This window comes from Peribacillus sp. NPDC101480 (genome assembly GCF_050277335.1).
Lineage (GTDB): Bacteria > Bacillota > Bacilli > Bacillales > DSM-1321 > Peribacillus.
Genome location: NZ_JBNNSB010000002.1, coordinates 698,201 through 721,215, shown reverse-complemented (window position 1 = coordinate 721,215; position 23,015 = coordinate 698,201). Strand labels below are relative to the sequence as shown.

Here is a 23,015-nt window from a genome sequence, read left to right as displayed (position 1 = left end):
ATAGCTCTACAATTTATAGAAAATGGGCAGACTAATCCTATTTCGTATGATTTGAAATATGTGATTTCAAATTTTGAAAATAAGATTAGTTAATCATCGGCCACCCATCATCCCTTCTGATATTAATAAAATCAGTATAGCATAAAATAATCTTTGAAACCAAAAGGAAGCAGCATTATACTTTTACATCATTTATATTTGTTTTAACTCAATCAAATATTTTATTATAAGGTGGGCAGTAGGACTGAATATTTCCTATAAAACTCATAAATATTTACCACCATAGGATTGTTTCCTTGAGGAGGTCATTAATATGGAATATATAAAGGGAATCGATGTTTCACATTGGCAAGGTGCTATTGATTGGGAGGAAGTTGCAAAGGAAGGCGTGAAGTTCGTGTTCATTAAAGCAACAGAGGGAACGAGTTATTCCAAGCTATCCTATTTCAAAGAAAATGCACCACAAGCATTGTCAGCGGGATTGAAAGTCGGGGCCTATCACTATGCGAAGTTTGCAACTATTGCACAAGCAAAGGCTGAGGCTGCTTATTTTTTAGATTCTATCAGCTCTTTTGCTTTAAATTATCCTGTTGTTCTTGATCTTGAAGAAAATAAAAAAAAGGCAAAGAAAAAAACGCTGACAGATGCAGCAATCGCGTTTTTGGAGGCTATTGAAGAAGCTGGATACACGGCTATGTTGTATACTGGTAAATACTTTCTCGAAAATACTTTAGATGAATCAAGGTTTACGAAATACGCTTTGTGGATTGCCAGATACAACAGCACGTTGGGACGTAGCACAGATATATGGCAGCATTCTGATTCAGGTAAGGTAAGTGGGATCAGCACAAAGGTGGATTTGAATATAGCCTATAGGGATTTTACAAATACAATAAATACTTTTAGGACGCACAACTCCCGTGCATTGAAAACTGAAACAACCACAACTTATACTGTAACAAAAGGCGACACACTTAGCTTCATTGCAAAAAAATATAAAACAACAGTAAAATCTCTTGTTAGTCTTAACGGAATTAAAGACCCCGACAAAATTAATATCGGTCAAAAATTAAGGTTGAAATAAGTAAAGGCTCTTCTCATTACGAGAGGAGCTCAGTTTTTAATGAATATTATATTTCTTTAAGTTCGTCAATTGCTACGTCTGATCTTTCCTCTAATGGGCCTCTTAGATGTACTGTAGCCGTTCTTCCATCTTCATTTAAATTATCAATCCATACTGAAGTGCCATTATATCTCACCTCAATGTCAGATGAAGAAGAAAGAATCTGTTTTACACGCTTAGCATCCATATAAATCCCTCCCTTAATTAGTCTACCTATTATTTGGGAAAAGCCATAATTTTATTCATTTGATTAATATTGCAACTAAATCATAAAAAGCGCAATGATGTTTAACTTTCATATTTATCTGCCGTGACTTTTTTTAAAAATTAAGCATGTAAAGATGAGAATTCTTAATCTTAAAAATATTGAGTTTATCTGATAGAATGGATAGGATTGTAAATAATTTTTTGAGGTGATGAATTTGAAAAAACGCAGGCTTCTGGCAGCCTTTTTAATACTTATTGGCTCCTCCGTTATATTTACATGCGTTCAGCAGCCAAGTGGAGCCAACGCCGCCAAAGACAAACTCAATATTAAGAAGCTCGACGTCGATGAATTTTTTGCTGAACGTGAAGGTACTTTTATATTACGTGAAGTGAAAAAAGGTAAGACTTTTATCTATAATAATGAACGGGCCGAACAAAGATTTGCGCCGCAATCGACTTTTAAGGTGCCTAATGCACTTATCGGATTGCAGGTCGGTGCCGTCGAGGATGAATATGACATTAAATATTGGATGGCGTGAAAAGGGAAATTGAGATATGGAACAAGGATCATACGCTTGGGTCTGGTTTAAGGAACTCCGTTGTTTGGTATTATCAAGCAATGGCCCGTGACATTGGAGAGGGTCGAATGGAGGAATGGATTCATAAGATTTCTTATGGCAACCAAGATATTAGTGGAGGGATAGATCAGTTTTGGCTAAGCAGCTCACTCAAAATTTCTCCTATTGAACAAGTGGATTTCATGGCAAATTTATATGGAGAGAATCTTCCTTTTGATAAGGATGTCATGAAAACCGTTAAAAGGATGATGATCCAGACTGAAGGGGACAGCTATACACTTTACGGAAAAACAGGGCAGGGGACAAACATTGGCTGGTATGTTGGTTTTATTGAAACAAAGGGAAGTGACTATGTTTTTGTAACGAATATCTCCGGTACATCGGCAGAAGCTAGGGAAATCACAAGGGACATTTTACAGAAATATCATTTAATGGCTGAATAGGTTTTGATTTGGTGATTGCCGAAGTGAGAAGATAAAAATGCCAATGTAACTTTGGCTAAGCAAAAAAGAATATAATATAGAGCTAATGGATGCTTACTATCAATAGGTGAGTTGCTTCGTTCAAACAGGGCTAACGGGACGGAAGGTTTGAATAAGGAAGTAGGTAAGATGGGACAATATTGGAGGAGAAAGTGTTGTTGGGTTTGAAGTCATATACGCATTCTTATACATGCTTTTAGGGGGGTATCATGGAACTATCGTTATTATTGGAATATGGCTGGGTATTAATCATTCTAATTTTTTTAGAAGGTTTATTATCTGCTGATAATGCATTGGTTTTAGCAATCATGTCAAAGCATTTACCACAAGAACAGCAAAAAAAAGCGATTAATATTGGGTTGCTTTTGGCTTTTATATTTAGGATTGGTGCAATCTTCATCATTTCGTACCTTTTCCATGTTTGGCAAGTTCAAGCAATTGGGGCTGCATATTTGATTTTCATTGCATTAAAGCATTTACTAAAAAGGGACCACGGTGACAAAGAAAAAAAAGGGAAAAGCTACCGTATGACCGTTGCGCAAATTGCATTAGCTGATATTGCTTTTGCTATTGATTCCATTTTAGCTGCAGTCGCTCTTGTCATTGCCTTGCCAGATACACCGATGGGTGATATAGGAGGTATGGATGGGGCTAAATTCATTGTTATTTTATTAGGAGCAATTGCAGGTTTAATCGTCATAAGGTTTGCTGCAGGATACTTCGTTAAGATACTGACGGAGCGGCCTAGCCTCGAAACGGCAGCCATGTTGATCGTTGGTTGGGTAGGGGTAAAGTTATTGATGCACACCCTTGCGCATCCAGCCGTGCACATTATTTCTCATGATTTTGTTGAAGGACCGATTTGGAATATAATCTTTTGGTCAGTCATGCTTCTTATTGCAATAGGCGGATGGTTTTTATCTGGAAAAACAGTGAAAAACGATAAGCAAAATGACTAATGTTATAAGAATCAATAAGAGTTTAAATAGTTCATTAATTCCCTTATTTTAATAAATGAGCTCCTTGGGGTTATTTTTTGTTAACGTTATGTTTGCCAAATAAGAATTTTAGTCCGACTTCAAATTTGAACTGCACCTCCAATTGTTAGACATCATTCTAACAATTGGAGGTGCTTTTTTGCCATTGTTGCCATTTACCAGGGCCTTCCCGGCGGCAGTATTGCCTTGTTTGCCATAATCATTATCACCCTTATTTTTCTTTCAGCTACTCTAGACTCTTCGTCATTCACAGTAGCAAGCGCAGCATCAAAAAAAGTTGTCATTTGATCAAGAGCCAGCCTGGATGGCACAAAATATTTTGGGCTTTGGTCATAGAACTTTAGCGTTTTCCATGATGTTTGGTGAAGGACTGCATGCTCTTCAATCAGTAGTAGTCATTACCTCCGTTCCACTCATCTTAATTATGGCGATGGCATAGATATCTCTCATTAAATGGATTAAAGAGGATCAAGCAGAAAGCAGAAAGCAGCAGTATAGAAAAAACTATCAATGAAAACCTATAAAGCCGCTAAAAGTATCATTCATACTCGGAGGATACAGTATAAGGGATAAACGCCAACAGGCACCAGCTTAAAAACAGCTGGTGCCTGTAGTGCGTTCGATGAGACCGTACAAAACTTTTCTGATTTGTAAACAAAAAATGTCTCTCTAAATTATTTATCGCAAAGCCATAAATGGCAGTTGATTCAGCGGAGCTTATTGACGGGAGGGGACGTTCAATTACCTATCTGTCCATTAAAGAAATGATGCACCGTATGAATAAAAACAAAAATGGCTTCTCATATTAAAAGAGAGGGGATGTGTCACATGATAAAAAGTATATCTACTTTTCAAGCAACAATGGTACTGATTCTATCTATTGGGTTGATGAACCATGTTATCGTTTTGCCTTCACTGCTTGGTGCATCCGGAAGAGATTCATGGATAAGTACTTTAGTCACCGGGATGCTTTTTTTATTATGGCTTCCCATGGTTTATTGGATAATAAATAAAACAAAACAGCAGCATATCATTGGCTGGCTTCATACTCACAGTCACCCGCTCGCCGCCTGGACCATAAAAATCCTTCTTTTCTTCTATATTTCATTAAACTTGTTTGTCACTTTATATAGCACATTTTCCTGGGTAAACAGTACTTATATGATTCAAACGCCAGAATATATATTATTTATACCTTTCATTATCCTATGTTTTATTGCTGCAGAGGCTGGAATCAAAACAATAGCCATTGCCGGAGGATTGGTTTTACCCCTTGTTGTGGCACTTGGATTTATGATAATGACGGCAAATATACAGTATAAGGATTACTCCTTGCTTTTCCCTATTTTTGAAAATGGAATTACACCTGTTTGGGACGGGGTCGTAATACTAGGTGGAGGTTTTACAGAGATATTTCTTCTCGTTTTGATTCAACAGTTTGTAAAGACAGATATAAAGTTCAGGAGTTTACTTTTTTTAGGTTTATTTCTTTTGTTTATCAGTATGGGACCCATAATAGGCTCCATTACAGAGTTTGGTCCGGTACAGGCTGCAAAAATCAGCAATCCTGCATACGCTCAATGGCGGTTATTAACCATGGGTAAGTATTTGAACCGGCTGGATTTTTTATCAATATACCAATGGCTTTCAGGTGCATTTATCCGTGTATCGTTATCGATATTCCTAATGGGGGAACTATTTCAAATTAAATCAAAGAAAATAAAAAATATTGTATTGCTTGCTATATCAGTCTCCTTAATCATTGCGCTTTGTATACCAATCGACATTCCAGCATACAGGGATTTTACGGAACGATATTATTTTAAATTGAGTGTGATTAGCATTTTGGTTATAACCTTTTTTATTAACATGGTCATTTTTTTGAAAGAAAGGGTGAAAAAGAATGGAGCCTCTATTGAACAAGTCAAATAAGGGGAGTTCTTCGGAGATCCAACTAAAGACGGAGTATTTCAATGAATTATTCGGAATGAGCTCGGATGTAAAATTCAAAAAGCATACCATTACATCTGAAGGGAAAACCGATCCGCCCCTTATTTGCACTTTGATTTATTCAGAGGTGTTGGTCGATGTCAAAAAGTTGTGGGAATCAGTAGCACGGCTTGAAGGTAGTGTATTCATAAACTCTAAACTGAAGGAAGAAGATGTTATAGAGGATCCTCAAGACGAATTTAAAGTAAGCAGGGTTTTCCCTTCCTCCACTAAAAAAGAAGATGTGGAGGAAAACGTATTTTCCGGGATGGTCCTGATGCTATTTGAAGAATTGGAATTATTATTTATGTTTTCCCTACCAAGCATCCCGAATCGGAGTCCCGAAGAAACAAGTAGTGAAATTTCCATCCGAGGTCCACGTGATGGATTTATTGAAGATATCTCTGTTAATTTAGGGTTGATCAGAAAAAGATATAAAACGGCATCACTCGAAAATCAAGCATTTACCATTGGCAAAAGGAGCAAGACAAAAATCAATTTATTATATGTGAAGGATGTTGTAAATCCAGAAACCATTGAAAAAGTAAAAAGGAAAATTTCCTCAATAAATACAGATATCTTGTTGGGAACTACTGAACTTGAAGAATTTTTATCAGGCAGTAAGTTCAACCTGATCCCGTTTTTTGATTATACAGGGAGGCCGGATTATGCTGTAGCCAGTTTAAATAATGGGCGCTTTGCCATTTTAGTGGATGGGTCACCAACTGCCTTAATTGGACCAGGTAATATTACATTATTGTTAAGGGCGGCGGAAGATCGTCATACTCCATCTTACTATACAAATTTCGAATATTTCTTTCGCATTATCGGACTGGTGATATCAATATTCCTGCCAGGTTTTTATATAGCACTAATATCATTTCAATTAGACCAGCTCCCCTTCCCATTTTTGGCGACGATAACCGTATCTAGATTTGGGTTGCCTATATCACCTCAACAAGAGGCCTTCTTGATTTTGGGTTTATTTGAGTTGTTTCGAGAGGCAGGGATCACACTCCCCAAAGCAATCGGTCAATCACTGGCCGTTGTGGGTGGATTAATTATAGGGGATGCGGCAATTAGAGGCGGGATTACATCCCCGACGATGTTGGTGGTGGCAGGTACCACTGCGGTAGCCACCTATACATTAATCAATCAATCTTTAGGTGGAATTGTAAGCATGGCCAGGTTTTTTGTATTATTTCTCTCTTCTGTTTTAGGTTTATTCGGATTCTTTCTCGGCGTTTTCTCCATTGTCCTTTATTTATCAAGGCTGCAGATTTATGGTTTACCTTACTTAGCGCCTATATCACCACTATCCTTGAAAGATCTTCTAGGGGGCGGTGTCTTTGTGAAGCCATATCTCTTTAGAAAGAAACGAGCCGAAATGCTGAAAACCAAGGACAGAACAAAAGGAAATCGCTAATGAAAATGATCCTTAGATTTATACTATTCGTAATGAGCCTTGCTCTTTTAAGTGGCTGCTGGGATGCCAAGGATATTCAAGATATTCAATATATAAGTGCAATGGGAATAGATTATCAGAATGGGCAGTATGTCATTTATGTGCAGGTGACGTCTTTTGCCGGTGTGGCTAAACAAGAAGGATTGGAACCAAAACCAACACCAGTTTGGGTCGCCAAAGGGCGAGGGAAAACAATGAACGAGGCCATGAATGACATTTATAAAAGGTCAAACCAGTATATTTATTGGGCTCATGTTAAATTGATCATTTTCTCTGAAAGCTTACTAAAACATGGATTGGACAACGTAAACGATCCCATTTTAAGATTTCAGCAAATTAGGGAAACAACTTGGTTATATGGAACCGATGATTCCTTAGAAAAGATCCTCTTTGTCAATAGTTTATTCGGCTCTTCAGTGCAAACAAGCATTTTCAATCCGGATGATATTTATAAATTAAGATCCTTTGTCGAACCCATCCGGATCCAAAGATTTTATACACAAAATTATGAAACAGGAATGACAATAAAACTACCGAAGATTTCGTTAAAAACTGAGGTGTGGAAAGCAAAAGAAAAATCACAGAACACCGTAAAACTATCAGGGACCTATTTTATTAAAAATAATCAGCTAAAGGGGGAGATAGCAAATAAACATCTTGGGGGGATGAGATGGTTAACAAAATCAACGGTAAGGTCCCCAATTGGAATAAAAATCAACAAAAACAAAAATGTTCAAATATCTCTAATGAGGCCAAAATTCAATATAATGCCTATCTATGTAAAGGATACAGTCGAATTCGATATTTCAATTGAAGTAGAAGGTGCCGTAACGGATATGGAAGAAAACATCTCCTTACACCATCTTAAAGAAAAAATACAGGGGGCATTAGAGAAAGAAATTAGGGATACGTACAAATATGCTCTTGAAAAAAATATAGACATCTATAATTTGGAAGCAGTTATCTACAGAAAGGATTTGAAAAAATGGAAAGAAGTTTCTAAAGAGGATTTTAGCCTTAATGAAGGATCCATCCGTAATATTCAGGTGGATAGTGCTATTAATATAACAGGCGATTATAAATATGAGTACATGAATTGATACCTTCAAAAGTGGATTGCAGGCTGCCATGACAGAATCTTTCTTCAAACCCGTTTCCAATGATTATGATATGGCAGTCACTGTAAATGATATATTCAACAACTAACTATGTATGGATTTATTTTGACTTACACAACGATTAAAGGTAACTCGATTTTACTTTAATAGACCTAATCGAAATCCATAGACTACGACTTGTGTACGGTTCTTGGCTTTAAACTTTGTCATTAAACTGCTTACATAATCCCTTATAGTATGCTCGCTTAATTGCAATAATTCGGCCATCTTTTTATTGTTATACCCCTCCGCCAGCAAATTTAAAATCACGGATTCCCGTTCCGTCAATTGTTGATCGGTATAAATGGATACCTCATCATCCTTTCTTGATAAATATAAGCCTAACCGTTTTCCGACCTGTTCAAGTAATGTCAGTTCATCTTTTGAATAATCGAATTCCTCGCCTAATTGATCAAAGGTCAGCCAGCCGAAAACTTGCTGGTCATGAACAATCGGTACAAATATGACAGTTGAAAGATTAAACAACGTTATATGTTCCTTTTTAATATAATGATTGGGATTCTTTAAAAATACAGGCTTTTTTGAATTGAAAACAAAGGATTGCTTCAAGCTGAGTTGTCCTCTCATGCTTTGAACCTTAGGCAGCTCCAATCCAATGGTGCCGTAAAATTGATTGGACCAAGGAATATAAGCATAAAAAACACATCTTTTATAGTGAAAGAACTCTTCACATTTTTTTAGGATATGAGCAAAATCCTTAATTCCTGATGAGTTAATTAGAAGCTCATCTAATTGGTCCAATAGTTGCAGTCTTTTAAGTTCAGCATTTTCTTCGTGGGATTTTGAAAGTTGCATGGGTTCGACATCCATCCATTTGTTATAGCTATGGATGAGGTGAGAGAAAATGGATAATAAAAACATTAGAATGGAAATGGTATTGGCATGTTTCAGGTTGGCCATTAAGGTAACGATGGACTTTTCAAAGATCAATCGGAACATGCTGAAATGGTTCACATTTAAAATGGGCAACTGTGATTGAAGCCATGTTTCCAGATACTTATCGTATGTTTCATTTATGTCTACGATGTTTGGAGCGGATAAAAATAGTAGAAATGATTCCAGTAATGTTTGAATCATCTTACGTTCATTTTCTAATATAAGGGGCTCTAGATTCAAATAAATATTGATATTGTCTTCAATCTGTTTGTTATGACTTTTTATGAATAATATGAATTGCTGAAACGATATCTCTTCATAAGCATTAGCGGGCTGGGTCATACGAGTCTCTTCTCCTTAAACAAAATACCCCTATATAAGGGGGATACTTACCCTATTATTATACGGCATATTATAGGATAGTATTTCAAATTGCGAGGAGTAAAATAAAGGCATAGACAGACAATGAAGCTTTTTTTAGCGGCATTCCATTTAAAGTGGTGGACAATTGTTAAAGTTAGCTTTATTTACTTGTCTAGGGAGAACCTCTACTCAAGGAATCTGTTGCGTAGAAAATAAGAAAAGGGGTAATATGATGAGACTTGAAAACAAAGTGGCCATCATTACAGGCGGGGGTACAGGAATAGGGAAAGAAACAGCTTTGTTATTTGCTAGGGAGGGAGCAAAAATCGTCATCACTGATATAAACCAGGAATCCGGTGACCAAGCTGTGAAAGACATTCAGGCAATTGGCGGAGAGGCGCTATTCATCCGTCATGATGTCAGCAATGAAGAAGATTGGGAAAGGGTTGCAAAGGAAACGATTAATACTTTTGATAAGGTGGATGTTCTGTTCAACAATGCGGGTATTTATATCATTAAACCGGTTACGGAGATTGAACTGGAGGAATGGAATCGTCTCATGTCGATTAACGTGACCGGCGTATTCTTGGGAATGAAGCATATTATGCCACTGATGGCGAAACAAAATATAGGTTCAGTCATTAACGCTTCTTCCATTGCAGGCTTGATTGGCGCCCCTGGTCATGTTTTATACGGTGCAAGCAAGGGAGCGGTTCGGACAATGACTAAAGATGCTGCCATCGAGTATGCTTCAAAAGGGGTCCGTGTAAACTCGATTCATCCAGGATATATCGATACCGGGATGGCGGACTATGCATCTGAACAAACTGGCAGTACAAAAGATGAATTGGGTAAAGAATTCCCGTTGGGACATCTGGGCAGCGTCCAAAATGTGGCGAATACAGTGCTTTTCATTGCCTCGGACGAATCTTCCTATACGACGGGTACTGAATTTGTGATAGATGGCGGAGCGACTGCACGCTAAAAAAACTACATTTCTAACGGATATTAAAAACTAAAAACCAAGGAGTGTTTAGAGATGAGATTAGAAAATAAAGTGGCAATCGTAACAGGGGGAGCAAGCGGGATTGGAGCAAGCACGGCTCAATTATTTGCAGAAGAAGGAGCAAAGGTGGTCATTGCCGATTTTGCTGATCATGGACAGGCTGTGTCAGAAGAGTTAAATGGAAAAGGGTATGATACTCTTTTTGTTAAAACTGACGTGACGAATGAAAATGACGTAAAGAATATGATCGAAGAGACGGTTAACAAATATGGAAAACTGGATATCATGTTCGCAAACGCAGGAATTGCAAGAGACGGAAACATTCATGAGTTAAGCTACGAGCAATGGCAAAAAACGATTGATATTAATTTATCCGGTGTCTTCCTATCCGATAAATATGCGATAGAGCAAATGCAAAAACAATCTACTGGCGGCGCCATTGTCAATACAGGCTCCATCCATAGCCATGCAGGGAAACCGGGGGTAACAGCCTATTCTGCTGCGAAAGGCGGGGTCAAACTGTTAACACAAACGTTAGGTTCGACTTATGCGAAAGATGGCATTCGTGTCAATGCAGTTTGCCCTGGATATATAGATACACCACTTATTGCCGAAGCACAAGGTGAAATAAGACAAGGTTTGATCGATTTACATCCAATCGGCCGTTTAGGCAGGGCGGAAGAAGTGGCGAAAGCCGTTCTCTTCCTCGCAAGTGACGATGCATCATTTGTTACAGGTACAAGTCTTATTGTGGACGGCGGATATACCGCAGTATAAATTTTAAGGATTATTCGCTCGGTCTCTCAATCAGTCAAATTAGGTTTGAGGTGCCAATCAATAGAGCTTCTTCTGTAAGATGAGTGGTGTTCATACACCCAAATCATACTGGAGGGCTTTTTTTTTTACATATAAATGTATAAGGATTTAAAATGTAGATATAGTGATACATTCCGAAACCCTACCTTTTAGTTACATAATAATCTATCAATTTATATTTATTGTTATTTTTAGAAAATATTGAAAATTATAAATTTAAATGTTTTAATGTAACTATGCCTTTTATACTGGTTCGGACGACGTGATGTTAACACCACTAGTAAAATGGGGTAAATCTATTGTTTCATTAAAGAAAGGATGTGTCATTTTACTCCTGATTGACTTGTAAGTATTTGCCCTATCTATTCAGTATTTCCATCTGTCAGTTTGCCAAGTTAGTACTATGACGAAATGAAGTGGATTTAAAACCAAAAAAAGGGAGGGACTTTATTTTATGATAAAAATCGATCTTTTATTTAAAAATGCAAATGTGCTGACTCTAGATAACAGGAATCGCCGGGCTAGGTCAATTGCTGTAGCAGATGGGAAAATTGTCGGGATTTGGGATGAGTGTGAGCCACCTAAAAGTGCAGTGGAGATTACAGCAAGTACTGATATTGTAGATTTAAAGGGCTCCACCCTAATTCCAGGCTTTATCGATACTCATAACCATATTTTAATGTATGGATTAACGATGGGACAGGTGAACTGCGGTACACCGCCCAATCAATCCCTAAAAGATATTTTAGAGGTGATTGGTGCAAAAGCAAAAGACACTCCCGATGGCGAATGGGTAAAGGGATATGGCTATGATGATACGCTTTTGTATGAAAAGCGCCATGTTACACGGAGTGATTTAGATAAGGTTTCGCCAAATAATCCTGTAGTCATCACACACACTTCAGGGCACTTATCCGCAGTAAATTCGCTTGCCTTGCAATTCGCAGGTTTAACTGATGATGTTTCTGATCCCCAGGGCGGACATTATGGACGGGATGAGAACGGAAGACTTAATGGGGTAATTTATGAACCAGCGGCAATGGCACCAATAAATAATCACATACCGCAAATGACAATTGGGCAACAGGTTGACATGATAGGAAAGGCTTCAAAAGATTATGTCGCTCAAGGAATTACCACGAATACAGATGCTGCAGTTGGATTTAATAATTTGGAAGATTTAGAGGCTCATCTTAAAGCGGCTGAACAAAAAATTAATCCGATGCGAACGAGATTGATGATCATGCATCAGCAGCTTCGTGAAGGAGCGCCATTCGGGGGTTATTCTCCAGCTCAACTGGATCTGGAACTCAGGGAAAGGTCTGGGGGACGGGTTAAATTAGATAGCGCAAAAATGTTTCAGGACGGCTCCATACAAGGATTAACAGGAGCTTTACGTCTTCCATATTATCAAAATCAAGATGTATACGGAGATCTTATTCATCAGCAGGAAGCATTTAATGAAGAAGTCTTAGACCTGCACAGACGAGGATTTAGGATCACAACGCATGGAAACGGGGATCGTGCGATCGGCTCGATATTAGCGGCATATGAATTTGCTTTATCCAATAGCCCTCGTACAGGGCATCGCCATAGAATCGAACATGTCCAAACCGCGACCACCGAGGACATCATGAAGATGAGGGAACTTGATGTAGCCGGATCCTTCTTCATCAATCATGTATATTATTGGGGAGACAGGCATAAACAAATTTTCCTGGGTCCGGAGCGTGGAAGGCGTATAAGTCCGTTAGCTGAAGCTGTTGCACACAATTTATTGTTCACCCTGCATTCCGATTGTCCAATTACCCCAATCTCACCCCTATTTTCAGTATGGGCTGCAGTTAATAGAATAACGAGAGAAGGTCATGTTTTAGGCCCGGAACAGCGTATTGATGTAGAAACAGCTTTAAAGTCGATGACTATTTTTGGCGCAAAACTAAATTTTGATGAGTCACGATCAGGCAGCATAGAAATTGGAAAACAAGCAGACTTTACCATTCTCGAGACTGACCCTACAGCTGTTCATCCAGAAGAAATTAAGGACATAGCAATTCTGGCCACCTTCATAGATGGAAACCCAGTATATGGACAAGAAAAGGTAAAGACTACTTAATTTCTTACCGGAAATTTACTGCGTATAATCAAAAAAGGAAATCCTATATGTTTGACTTAAGAGAACCGATTATCTTTGAACCCGCATCCTCGACATTAGATACTCCATGATCTTGTTTCCTTAGAGTTTAAAGAATCGCGATGAAAATTAAAGCTAAACTAGGGGGCTATGCTAGTGAACAAATTAGCATTCGGTCAAAATCCAAAAATGATTTTGTTATTACTTTTTGCAGGTAATTTGTTCTCGGCACTGGATCGCTTTGTCATTAATTATGGGATTGTCCATATATCCGATGACCTCCAATTGAGCGCATCCTCCACAGGTCTGATATTAAGCGTCTTCTTTTTAGGATATGCGATAATGCAGATCCCCGGCGGCTGGATGGCCGATCGTTTCGGCGCTAGAATCGTTCTGATTGTCTCTGTCTTTAGTTTTACCATTTTTACCAGTCTGACAGGATTGGCATGGTCTTTTGTTTCGTTGCTGGTCATTCGTTTTATGTTCGGATTGGGGGAAGGAAGTTTCTTTCCTGCTGGGGCCAAAATGATAGCAGTGTCCATTGCGGAAGAAAAGCGATCCCGGGCAATGTCTTTGTTTCTTTCCGCACTCACTGTTGCAGGTGTCATTTCACCCATTCTAGCAGCCACTCTGCTTGTTAGTATCGGATGGAGGATGATGTTTGGCATTATTGGGATTTTCGGGTTTACGATTGGGTTGCTATATTTGTTCTTTTTAAAACCAAGAGTAGGGAGTCAGGGCCCGCGAGAAGTAGATTCCTTAACGGAAGTTCCTGTCAAAGGTTCTTTTATTAAGCTGTTTAAAACCCCCTTGGTCCTTAGTTTGATGGCTGCCTCGTTTGCATATGGTTTCATCAGCTGGGGAGTGATGTCATGGATGCCGACTTACTTGGTGCAGGAACGTGGCCTGAATTTAATTTCCATGGGTCTTTTACAGATGATCCCTGCAATAGCATCGGTGGCTTTCTATATTATCGCCGGTTATGTACTGGATAAAGTGAAAGTTGGTCGGGAAAAATGGATAGGGGGCTTTAGTGGATTAGGTCTAGCATTATTCGTGTATCTCATGTTTCATGCAGAAACGGTAACGGGAGTTATCATCTATCAATCCATTATACCTATATTTTCCGCAGCCTTATCCACTATCATTTTTAGTCTGCCGCTAAAGTATTTACCGGAAGCAATCGGAGGTTCTGCAGTGGGAGTGGTCAATTTAGGGATGCAAGTGGCTGGCTTCATCGCTCCTTTAACGATCGGTTTTGTCATAGACGCTTTCGATGGATCGTTTAATGGAGCTGTTTGGTTATTGGTTTCATTCGGAGTCGTTTGTTTTATCGCTTTTATGACCTTGAAATCGGGTAAGGAAAATTCCATATCAGAAAATCCACAAACAATTCCAGCTGTAAAATAGATTGCTATAAATGAAGGCAAAAGTGGGCGTTAGAATTTATAAAAGTTTGTTCGAAATGGTATATAGAGAGTGAAATAAGTCTGCCAGCTACTATCTTGAAAAGCCTGATGTTACTGAATTCAGTTAACAGGGCTTTTTATTTTTTATACGATATTATCAATATATTCATACAGTAAGGCCAGGGTATTTTTCATGATTAAAATATACAATTTTTCCATGTGCTGCAATTAATCTATTTGGAGTAGTGTTAAGACCTATATCCGGTGAAAGGAAAATGGATGTACTAGTGGAGTCCGAAGGAGGCACTGAAATCTAAGTTTTTATTAATGTATAACTTTGGTAAAATTAGTTTATAAAAATAATCAATGTTCTTAGGGAGGACACAAATGAAGGTAAAAAAAATACATCATGTAGCAATAATTTGTTCCGATTATGAAAAGTCAAAGAACTTCTATGTAAATATTTTAGGGTGTGATATCGAGAAGGAAACATATCGGTCAGAAAGGAAATCGTATAAATTGGATCTTATCGTCGGAGGGGAATATCAGCTGGAATTATTCTCATTTCCTGATAGCCCCCATCGTCCTAGTTATCCTGAAGCTAGAGGGCTTAGACATCTTGCTTTTGAAGTGGAAGATATTAATCAAGCGATTGAAGATTTAGAAAACGAAAACATTCCAGTCGAACCTATCCGTGTTGATGAGTTAACAGGAAAAAGGTTTACTTTTTTTTGTGATCCGGATGATTTGCCTCTAGAAATATATGAAAAGTAGGATGAGGTTACCTCTATTTTTTAAGTTGATTTCAAAGATGAATACGATGATTTAAAGAGGTTACTTATATCAATTAAACCATGAAGATTCCCTATGATATGTCGATACCATTAAGTTTGATCCACTTGTATTCCATATTTCGATGAGAGCTGAAATAATCACCGGCTATACTATCTGTAGATCGGTCATTTAAATATGTCAGGAGATAAAAAAATGAATGTTTACAAATTTACAGTGTTGATACTTTTAACGACATTTTTGATGGGTTCTTCTTTTGCAGTAGTTAAAATTGGTCTACCTTATTCATCTCCATTATTATTAGCAGCATTACGCTTCACACTTGCCGGACTCATAATGGCGATGATCGTAATCTTTTTAAAAAGACCGCATCCAAACTCTAAAGGGGATTGGATAAAAATGCTCATTATCGGAACTTTTCAAACAGCCGGAGTAATGGGGTGCATTTTCCTGAGTTTACGCACGATTACAGCAAGTGAATCCTCCATTCTTACATTCACGAACCCGTTGCTTGTTGTTGTTTTCGGTACGATCTTTTCACAAACACGCTATAAACTATATCAATGGATTGGTGTTTTATTAGGATTAGTCGGAGTAATTATAACGATGGGAGCGCAACTTGAATTTAAGGTTGGTATTCTTTTCGGCATTCTTTCTTCTGTTTTCTGGGCGATTTCCACATTATTGGCGAAAAAATGGGGAGCGATTTCCGATACATGGGTATTATCTGCCTATCAGATGCTTTTTGGCGGTTTACTGCTTTTACTTAGCAGCTTTATTCTTGAAAAACCATTTTTCATACTGAATGGCAATTCGTTGTTCATTTTATTATGGTTAAGTATCATGTCATCGATCGTGCAATTTGCTGTTTGGTATTACCTTTTACAAAAGAGTGATCCAGGTAAAACAAGTGCCTTTTTATTTTTGGCACCTTTCTTCGGTGTTTTATCAGGGTGGGCACTATTAGGTGAACCGATATACACTTCACTCTTAATTGGCGGACTGTTTATCATCATTGGCATCTATCTTGTAAATAGCAATTTCCAAAAGGAAAATAAATTAGTTAAAAGAGCTTTATAGTAATCGCATGGATTTAAGCCGCTAAAGACAGAAAATCCTTCATGATGAAAAAGAAAAGAGCCTTTTTCTTTTTCATCATGAAGGATTATTAAATTATACCTCTATACAAAAAACTTCTTTAAATCCTTCTTTCCCTTTAGGTGTTACTTTTACTGCGCGAATAGATGGAACACGGACTATCCAGCCTAAATCAAATAAATGTGTAAGGAGCCCATTCCCTAAAGCTCCGCCAAGATGATGGTGACGTTCACTCCAATCTAAACATGAGTGGGAAAATGAACGGCGTTTTCTTCTTAAAACAAGTAAATCGATGCCGAATTCAGAAAAAAAGTGATTTCCTTTGGGTGTAACTGTAAACTCTCTCTCTTCTTTTTTCAAATATCCGGCCTTCAACATCGATTCAGTTAATTGGACTCCCAGTTTTCCTGCCAAGTGATCATAGCAAGTTCTGGCTTCCTGAAGCATTTTAACTTGGCTTGATTGTTTTAACGACCGAACTTGAGGAGGTGGGGAAATGGCAAGAAACGATTCTAAAATATGCGCAATTTCTCCATTTGCTAGCTGATAGTAACGATGTCGTCCGTGTTTTTCAACTTTAACAAGGTTACCTTCCACTAATTTAGAAAGGTGAAAGCTGGCGGTTTGAGGTGTTATTACAGCCATCAATGCTAATTCACCTGCAGTATGAAAACGCCCATCCAGTAAACTTGCAAGTATTGTTGCACGTGACGTTTCTCCTAGGAGGGAGGCTATCTCCACCATATTTGGATTTATACTCACAATAATTACCAACCTTTCTAACGATATGTAGCTAAATTTTAGTTTAAATAAGCTGAATGCTATGTAATTAGCAATTAAAACATGTAAACTTATTTTTCTATTATACAGTACACTGCCTTAATGAAATTCGGTAATTCACGATTCCTGCTTTAATTAAATTTGAAAAAGAACCCTACAATAAAAGTGGATAGTGTTTATTTCGTATTTTTTCGGAGCATATATGCAGAAATGATAACGTGGCATTAAAGCAATGCATATGAAACAAGGATAACTTCACCAACATGTGAAGACTGCCCAAAATCATAAAATTCATCTATAAATTATTTAGATGCTAGTTAATCCTCACTCGAAGGAAATTAATGTTCTTTGCTTTTAGTGAACGTTTTTTAACATAACTTTTTTAAACGGTCAACTGTGGTTTTAATTTGGAAGCAGGAGAAGTGTTTATAGGCTAACTAGAAATAAGAATGAAATGGGAAAGGGTAAAGCCCAGGTGTCAAGGACATTACATTTTGAGTCGTTTCTACAAGGATTTTATTGATGAAATGAACGAGATAAATTGGGGGCATCCGTTAAATTGGGTGCTTTTTTTATTGGGGAGAAATTATGAAATCAGGAGAGGTTAAAAAGAAGACTGTATATGTATAGAAGAAAGACTGTTTATCCTTTGGATAAGCGTTTTTTAATGAAGTATATTCTTTGTAAACTAGGCATACATTCTTACATGTTCACTAACAGTAAACGTTCCTTAATAGTCCCTTTTGTCGAATTTAGTAGTCAAATAGGAGGGAATGAAGAGTATGAAAATATCAGACGTTGGATTTAAAGGTCAAGTTTTTGGATTTATAAAGTTCACTCCTTTTGTGGAAAGTTTTTTGTCTGGAGATTTATATATGAATAATTTCAAAAAGTATATTGATATAGAAAGTGCTTCAGGTGAAAAAGGTGTAGGAGACAAATTTGAAGCAGCTCATGTTTTTACGGAATTAACAATGAATTTCTTTACTCAAGATACCAATGAATTAATAATGTCGGGGCGGACTAAAAAAATGAATTTCAGAAAAAATATAAATAAAAAAAGACCATTATATTGTATGTTTGCAATTGTCGGCGATATGTTAAAAGTGGTTAAGGAGGATGAAAAATATTACTATACCAAATTTGATTTACCTAATGAACAAATCGATAAAATGATCAGGGAGTTCGGAGATAGCTTAATTTTTGTTACCCCATCGCAATTTATTGACAGAATTACTAGAACACTCAATGAAAAAGGTTATGCTTACAGAGGGGGTTTGGTAAAATATGATGATTATAACATCAATTCCTCAGCTAGGATGAGCTCTTATAAAAATCAAGGGACTGATATTTATTTTTGGAAAGATAAATACTTTGAAAATCAATATGAATATCGCATAGTTCTCACAGATCAAGAAGTTGATGAAGCCTTAATTGTGAACATAGGTGATATTTCAGACATTAGTACTATTTTTAATGCAAATGAATTTTTCAGTGATAAATTTGAAATAAGATTACGAAAGAAAGGAAATCTAAGCATCCATTAAATTGGGTGCTTTTTATTTGCAGGAGGGATAAAGAAAATATTGAGCTCTTTAAAGAATTAAATAGAAGAGTAAAATTAACCGGAAATTATAGGGTTATCACTTGATATTCAAAAGCCCAGCATGATTTTGCTACGTAGCTCCATATTTATATTTATAAAACCTACCCGTGGTAAAGACCTAATTATCTTCTGAATCTGGAATATTTATAAACCACACAGTTCAAACCAATACTAGTGAATGTAAATGTGTTTATCATAATTCTTGTTATAGTAATTATTAAAAAAAGAGAGCGCCGTTCAATAGAGTACAAAATTCAGCAAAACCACTCTGAATATGACGACTTTCTTCTATATTATTTGTAGGGAAAGTAAGTATTTAATGCCGACCTTATGGCTTTTATTTTTAACAGCAAATTACTGGAAATCTGATGTGAATTCGTGTAATCTACAAAAGTATGTTTTTTTCCAAATCGTAAAGGGGGACCATAATTGAGTTCAACAAATCGTAAACAGACAACAATTGTTGCTCTTTTGCTTGCGGGTACATTCATTGCGATCTTGAATCAAACATTAATGATTACCGCCATTCCTCCTGTAATGGAGGAGATGAATGTTACGGCAAATAGTGCACAGTGGCTAACAACCGTTTTTATGCTGGTTAATGGGATCATGATCCCTGTTAGCGCGTTTTTACTGGAGCGCTTTACCACCAGACAGCTTTTCCTTTCCGCGATGGGGATTTTTGCTATTGGTACGTTGGTAGCGGGGCTAGCTCCAAATTTTGGTATGCTGCTGCTAGGAAGGATGATCCAGTCGAGCGGAGCCGGAATTATGCTCCCGTTAATGCAAACAGTCTTCCTAATGATTTTCCCTGTTCATAAACGGGGTGCAGCCATGGGACTGGTCGGGCTGGTCATTTCCTTCGCGCCGGCTATTGGTCCCGCTTTGTCGGGCTGGGTTACGGAGACCTACTCATGGAGGGTGTTATTCTTTATCATTCTTCCAATTGCTATTATTGATATCATAGTTGCGTTCTTCGCTTTAAAAAATGTAACAGAAGTTACACGGCCAAAAGTGGATGTGCTTTCGATTGTTTTATCTTCTGTAGGTTTCGGTGGATTATTGTATGGATTTACAGCGGCTGGTAATTATGGCTGGTCAGACGAGAGTACCATCATATCCCTAGGAATTGGAACAATTTCACTTGTTTGGTTTATCAAAAGGCAATTGCGACTGAAACATCCAATGCTGGAGTTCCGTGTGTTCACGTATTCATTATTCCCGATTGCTATTATTATAGGAGCCATTACCTTTATGGGTCTGATTGGTGCCGAAACGCTCATCCCGCTATTTATGCAAAACATGCGAGGATTTACTGCGTTTGAAGCTGGATTAGCCATACTTCCTGGAGCACTTATTACCGGAATAATGTCACCGTTCATTGGACGTATTTTTGACCGGATTGGGGCCAGGTGGCTGGTTATTGGCGGATTACTCCTCATAACCGCTTCCTCCTTTACTTTTATGGATGTTGGTCCTTCGACAAGTTTTACATTTATTATGGTAATGTACAGTATTCGGATGTTCGGATTAGCCATGGTTATGATGCCTGTTTCAACGGCCGCCTTAAACCAGCTGCCTAAACGGTTAATCGCCCATGGTGCAGCAATGGATAATACGATGAAAATGATTGCCGCATCTGTAGGTACTGCAATACTTGTTACTGTGATGACATCAGCTACCGAAAATGCTCAGCAGCGTCCCGAGATAGTACATCCTGATATGTATGGCGCGCAAATCTCATTTATTGTCATCGCTGTACTTTCATTAATTAGCTTCCTCATTTCTTTTAAAATAAAGGATAAAAAATCAGCAGGAAAAGAGTTCGGGGAGAAGAATTAAATATTTGAATATGAGTTTTTTAAACTAAATATTAGAACTCCATTTTTTAACTTGTTATGAACATTTTCCAACGCCGCCCCTGGTGGCTTTCCCTCCCAGGCCCTATCATTCCTTCGTCATGCCTACCTAAGGGATTCTAAAAAAGAGGGAGAACAAGTCATTCAGATGATTTGTTCTCCCTCTTTTATTTTTTTCTTTCTTTATAAAAAAAGTAAACATACATGAATTAGATGTAGGTGTGGAATTATCTTTTATTAAATCTGGACTATTTTTCAAATCCTTAATCTTTTAACCATTTTCGAAACTGGATCTTTTAAGAGCGCGCCAAAAATCACAAAAACCCCTCTGAATATGAAGATTTTCTTCTATTATATACTACTCCCCAAACCACAAATGAAGCGCATGGCGTTCTTTTTCAAAAACTTTCTCCAAATATATCTCTGAAGTGGAAAGCTGCTCATGGCCCAGACTCTTCATAATCTGATAGACTTCCACTCCATTTAAGTGAGAAATGATGGCAAAAGCATCCCTAAAGGTATGAAGACCTAAATAAATCCTACATTTATTTATATGAGATATAATTAGTATGAAATTAGATTCTGAAAATTATAACAATATTTTATAATTCAAATGTTAAATCTTAATGATTGTATAAGAGAAATTTATAAATACTTATTTAAGACAACATTATATATTTTGATAGATATAGGAAATAAATAGTTAGTCATGAAATAGAAAGACATATAACAATAAAAGATAAAAGGTGAAGAGACAAATGATGAATAAACTAAACCATTAAAAAAACACGCAGACTGCATCTGATGAAATGGGGGAAACGGTTTATGTTCTCCAAACATGTACGGAAGAAGAAGACCCAGAGAGTTTTTACTACTTTAAACAATTTGAAAAAAAAGAAGGCGAGATTTTGGAAGTGATCGAACAGACACGTCTCCAATATCGGGTAAAATTTGGCCAAGCGGAAGCAGTCTTGTATCATGAGGAATTGAAGAATGGGAAACAACGGGATGTTCCAATAACAGGAACGGATAATCAAGAAGGATGGGAGGGGGACAAAGTGGAATGGTATACACAAAAAGAAGTAGCTGATTTATTAGGAGTTTCCAAGGCAACTGTCTACCATTATGGAAAGCAGAAGAAAATCATAAAAATTCAGGATCCACATCGATTACATAAAGAGGCCCGTTATGAAAAAGCGGAAGTGGATCGACTAGTCTATGAAAAACAATCTTTCCCTACTGGTATGAGTCCCAATGATGTTGCAAAGAAATTGGGATTATCTGTTCAAAGTGTTTATAAATATATACAAGATGGTTCAATAAAAGCTGAGGCTGTCCCTTATGGTGATGAGAGGACGATCTATGTCATATCAGAAACAGCATATGAGGAAGCCGCCGGATTACTGAAACCATCTGAATCCCAACGCCCAAAACGATTTGAGTATTATTATCCTAGTCACGGTATTGTCTTATTTCAGAAATTTCATTCAAGCAAGGTTGCTGAAGCACGTGTTATACGGAACAAGGACAATGAATGGGGTTTTTACTTACCCAATATTCAAAAATGGTTGCCATTTGAAGAAGGAATAAGGGAGTATCAGTTAAAGTCGGTCTATTCCATTCATCAATCCACTTTTGAGTATAAAGGCTATGTAGAGCTAGAAATTCCGAAGGATGCCGTTGTCTTTTATCCTTTCGTGGACTATTTATATGAAACATGGGGAATGGAAAACATACGATTGAGGGAACAGGATCACACGATCCTACTCTTCATCCGAGCAGGAGAAAGACCCTTAACGACAAAGAGTTTCTTTGCAGCTGATATTCTGCCATATTTAATAAAAGGAGACATCTACAATGAAGAGGGTCACCTGATTTTTCGAAGTTCCTATCGAAAAACTAGTTTGGAATTACCTATTGATCTATTAGAAAGTATGACAGAGTTAGCTGAACAAGAAGGAATCAGTTTGAGTAAGTGGGTGGAGCAAAAATTATCATCACTACTAAAGTGATATTAATGAAGAAAGGAGTTTTTTGCTTCATTTAAATACATATATATTATCGAAACTTAGGGTTTTTGTAAATAATGAAAGCGAGATGTATTCATACAAGATTTTAAAACTAGCGCTTAAAAATGAACACATGGAAAACGCTCTACAACAAAACGAATGAACCATTATCCATGAAATAAAAGTTAATTTGGTTGTAGAGTGATTCTCTGCATAGCTTTTCAAAAAAAGTATTGATTGTAACTCT

The 23,015-nt window shown here is 37.3% G+C and carries 18 protein-coding genes and 1 pseudogene; 16 read left to right on the top strand and 3 right to left on the bottom strand.

Annotated features, from left to right (window positions below; genetic code table 11):
• Positions 1 to 313 precede the first annotated feature (313 nt).
• Complete coding sequence (locus ACQKMF_RS10845; protein ID WP_427573067.1) at positions 314 to 1,084, top strand: GH25 family lysozyme; 771 nt, start codon at positions 314 to 316, stop codon at positions 1,082 to 1,084.
• Positions 1,085 to 1,130: 46 nt separating this feature from the next.
• Here ACQKMF_RS10845 and ACQKMF_RS10840 read toward each other — a convergent pair whose 3' ends face one another.
• Positions 1,131 to 1,310, bottom strand: coding sequence for an H-type small acid-soluble spore protein (locus ACQKMF_RS10840; protein ID WP_034313120.1), 180 nt, complete (start codon positions 1,308 to 1,310; stop codon positions 1,131 to 1,133).
• 229 nt (positions 1,311 to 1,539) lie between these two features.
• Here ACQKMF_RS10840 and blaOXA point away from each other — a divergent pair.
• From blaOXA to ACQKMF_RS10810, 6 genes and pseudogenes are all read left to right on the top strand, one after another.
• Positions 1,540 to 2,351, top strand: a pseudogene (gene blaOXA / locus ACQKMF_RS10835) (class D beta-lactamase).
• 248 nt (positions 2,352 to 2,599) lie between these two features.
• Positions 2,600 to 3,349 carry a TerC family protein gene (locus tag ACQKMF_RS10830; RefSeq protein WP_402941989.1) on the top strand — a complete coding sequence of 250 codons (750 nt, stop codon included), beginning with the start codon at positions 2,600 to 2,602 and terminating at the stop codon, positions 3,347 to 3,349.
• 343 nt (positions 3,350 to 3,692) lie between these two features.
• Positions 3,693 to 3,827 carry a hypothetical protein gene (locus ACQKMF_RS10825; RefSeq protein ID WP_427573065.1) on the top strand — a complete coding sequence of 45 codons (135 nt, stop codon included), beginning with the start codon at positions 3,693 to 3,695 and terminating at the stop codon, positions 3,825 to 3,827.
• A gap of 389 nt (positions 3,828 to 4,216) precedes the next feature.
• Positions 4,217 to 5,320 carry an endospore germination permease gene (locus tag ACQKMF_RS10820; protein ID WP_427573063.1) on the top strand — a complete coding sequence of 368 codons (1,104 nt, stop codon included), beginning with the start codon at positions 4,217 to 4,219 and terminating at the stop codon, positions 5,318 to 5,320.
• Positions 5,304 to 6,803, top strand: a complete 1,500-nt coding sequence (locus ACQKMF_RS10815; RefSeq protein WP_427573061.1) for a spore germination protein — start codon at positions 5,304 to 5,306, stop codon at positions 6,801 to 6,803. The genes ACQKMF_RS10820 and ACQKMF_RS10815 overlap by 17 nt, the downstream gene beginning before the upstream one ends.
• Entirely contained in the window at positions 6,803 to 7,942 is a 1,140-nt protein-coding gene (locus ACQKMF_RS10810) for a Ger(x)C family spore germination protein (protein ID WP_427573059.1), read from the top strand. Before ACQKMF_RS10815 ends, ACQKMF_RS10810 begins: the two co-directional genes overlap by 1 nt.
• Positions 7,943 to 8,098: 156 nt before the next feature.
• Here ACQKMF_RS10810 and ACQKMF_RS10805 read toward each other — a convergent pair whose 3' ends face one another.
• The gene (locus ACQKMF_RS10805; RefSeq protein ID WP_427573057.1) at positions 8,099 to 9,238 is read right to left on the bottom strand and encodes a LuxR C-terminal-related transcriptional regulator; all 1,140 of its coding nucleotides are present in this window, start codon (positions 9,236 to 9,238) and stop codon (positions 8,099 to 8,101) included.
• A 253-nt stretch (positions 9,239 to 9,491) separates the two neighbouring features.
• On the opposite strand from ACQKMF_RS10805, the gene ACQKMF_RS10800 reads away from it, so the two are divergent.
• The 6 genes from ACQKMF_RS10800 to ACQKMF_RS10775 all read left to right on the top strand — a co-directional run bounded on the left by ACQKMF_RS10800 (position 9,492) and on the right by ACQKMF_RS10775 (position 16,496).
• A complete protein-coding gene (locus tag ACQKMF_RS10800) occupies positions 9,492 to 10,244 on the top strand; it encodes an SDR family NAD(P)-dependent oxidoreductase (RefSeq protein WP_427573055.1) in 753 nt (250 codons plus the stop codon).
• A gap of 54 nt (positions 10,245 to 10,298) precedes the next feature.
• Positions 10,299 to 11,042 (top strand): SDR family NAD(P)-dependent oxidoreductase, encoded by a 744-nt coding sequence (locus tag ACQKMF_RS10795; protein ID WP_076368734.1) that lies wholly within the window; start codon positions 10,299 to 10,301, stop codon positions 11,040 to 11,042.
• A gap of 493 nt (positions 11,043 to 11,535) precedes the next feature.
• Positions 11,536 to 13,197, top strand: coding sequence for an amidohydrolase (locus ACQKMF_RS10790; RefSeq protein WP_427573053.1), 1,662 nt, complete (start codon positions 11,536 to 11,538; stop codon positions 13,195 to 13,197).
• A gap of 174 nt (positions 13,198 to 13,371) precedes the next feature.
• Positions 13,372 to 14,625 (top strand): MFS transporter, encoded by a 1,254-nt coding sequence (locus tag ACQKMF_RS10785; protein WP_402942003.1) that lies wholly within the window; start codon positions 13,372 to 13,374, stop codon positions 14,623 to 14,625.
• Positions 14,626 to 15,011: 386 nt separating this feature from the next.
• Positions 15,012 to 15,398 carry an SMU1112c/YaeR family gloxylase I-like metalloprotein gene (gene gloA2 / locus ACQKMF_RS10780; RefSeq protein ID WP_063592929.1) on the top strand — a complete coding sequence of 129 codons (387 nt, stop codon included), beginning with the start codon at positions 15,012 to 15,014 and terminating at the stop codon, positions 15,396 to 15,398.
• 213 nt (positions 15,399 to 15,611) lie between these two features.
• Positions 15,612 to 16,496, top strand: coding sequence for a DMT family transporter (locus ACQKMF_RS10775; protein ID WP_427573050.1), 885 nt, complete (start codon positions 15,612 to 15,614; stop codon positions 16,494 to 16,496).
• 93 nt (positions 16,497 to 16,589) lie between these two features.
• Here the strand turns inward: ACQKMF_RS10775 and ACQKMF_RS10770 are convergent, their stop codons facing one another.
• Positions 16,590 to 17,276: an ArsR/SmtB family transcription factor gene (locus ACQKMF_RS10770; RefSeq protein WP_063592931.1), complete on the bottom strand. Its 687-nt coding sequence runs from the start codon at positions 17,274 to 17,276 to the stop codon at positions 16,590 to 16,592.
• A gap of 800 nt (positions 17,277 to 18,076) precedes the next feature.
• Between ACQKMF_RS10770 and ACQKMF_RS10765 the strand changes: the two genes are divergently transcribed.
• The 3 genes from ACQKMF_RS10765 (at position 18,077) to ACQKMF_RS10755 (ending at position 22,771) form a co-directional block, all read left to right on the top strand.
• Positions 18,077 to 18,841 (top strand): hypothetical protein, encoded by a 765-nt coding sequence (locus ACQKMF_RS10765; protein ID WP_063592933.1) that lies wholly within the window; start codon positions 18,077 to 18,079, stop codon positions 18,839 to 18,841.
• A 488-nt stretch (positions 18,842 to 19,329) separates the two neighbouring features.
• Positions 19,330 to 20,742: a DHA2 family efflux MFS transporter permease subunit gene (locus ACQKMF_RS10760; protein ID WP_427573047.1), complete on the top strand. Its 1,413-nt coding sequence runs from the start codon at positions 19,330 to 19,332 to the stop codon at positions 20,740 to 20,742.
• 826 nt (positions 20,743 to 21,568) lie between these two features.
• A complete protein-coding gene (locus ACQKMF_RS10755; protein WP_427573045.1) occupies positions 21,569 to 22,771 on the top strand; it encodes a helix-turn-helix domain-containing protein in 1,203 nt (400 codons plus the stop codon).
• The last annotated feature ends 244 nt before the right edge of the window (positions 22,772 to 23,015 follow it).